The 1,324-nt window shown below is 61.0% G+C and carries 1 protein-coding gene; it reads left to right on the top strand.

What is annotated here, in order from left to right; genetic code table 11:
• Positions 1 to 1,324: molybdopterin-dependent oxidoreductase (locus tag MJD61_19415; GenBank protein MCG8557432.1), on the top strand; the 1,324-nt coding region annotated here is incomplete at both ends.

Genomic DNA, 1,324 nt, shown 5'->3' with positions numbered 1-1,324 from the left:
GGTCGAATACGAGGTCCTGCCAAACGCCACTAACGTGCGTGATGCACTTGCTGACGGCGCTCCGGTGATTCTCGAAGAGCTTGTTGGAGATGACCTCGGCGACGAGGTGCGCAACACCAACATGGCCACGCACGTCCGCCACGAGTTTGGTGATGTCGAAGGCGCATTCGCAAAGGCAGACCATGTCATTGAGCGCGAGTACTCGATGCAGATGGTTCACCAGGGCTACATCGAGCCGCACAACGCGACGGCTATCTGGGACCAGGAAGACAGGATCCGAATCTGGACGAGCACGCAGGGAGCGTTCCCGGTGCGGACCCAGACGGCTGGAATCCTGCAGATGCCGGAATCCCGTCTGAAGGTGACTCCGCTGGAGATTGGCGGAGGCTTTGGCGGCAAGATCCCGATCTACCTTGAGCCGATCACCGCGATCCTCTCGAAGAAGTCTGGCGGACGTCCGGTCAAAGGAATCATGGAGCGCCGTGCCGTGTTCGAGGCCAGTGGCCCTGCTCCGGGTGGCGTGCTCAAGGTGAAGCTGGGAGCCACAAGCGACGGCAAGCTGATAGCCGCAGAGAGCGACATCAAGCTTGAGGCTGGCGCATACCCGGGCGCGGTGATCGGTCCTGCAGCGATGTGCGTGTACGCCTGCTACGACATTCCGAACACTCGTATCGACGGATGGGACGTGGTTGTTAACAAGCCCAAGTCGGCTGCGTACCGTGCGCCCGGCTCGCCGCAGGCCGCATACGCAATGGAGTCTGCTGTCGATGAGCTCTGTGAGCAGGCAGGCTTCGACAAGATGCAGTTCCGCGTTGACAACGCCTCGCACGAAGGCACGCGGCGGGGCGATGGCGTCGTCTTCCCTCGCATCGGCATGCAGGAAGTGTTGGAAGCTACGAAGGCATCTGACCACTGGAACTCGCCGATCGGAGAGCCTTCGAAGCCTGGCAACAAGCGCGGTCGCGGAATCGCTTCCGGCTACTGGTTCAACGTCGGCCTGAAGTCCAGCGTGAACCTCGCGCTGAACACGGACGGCACAGTTGAGCTAGTTGAAGGATCGACCGATATCGGCGGCACAAGAGCGTCGATCTCGATGCAGGCTGCCGAAGTGCTCGGCATTCCAGCAGAGGATGTTCGACCCACAGTCGCCGACACCGACACGATTGGCTACACAGACGTGACCGGAGGCTCCCGCACCACCTATGCCACGGGCTATGCGGCATGGAAGGCTGCGAACTCGATGGTGGATGAGCTCAAGCAGCGTGCCGCCATTCTGTGGGACATCGATCCTGACGGCGTTCAGTTCGACTCAGGCATATTCAGC

Source organism: Pseudomonadota bacterium (genome assembly GCA_022361155.1).
Taxonomy (GTDB): Bacteria; Myxococcota_A; Polyangia; order Polyangiales; family JAKSBK01; genus JAKSBK01.
This window is presented reverse-complemented; position numbering and strand designations above follow the sequence as displayed.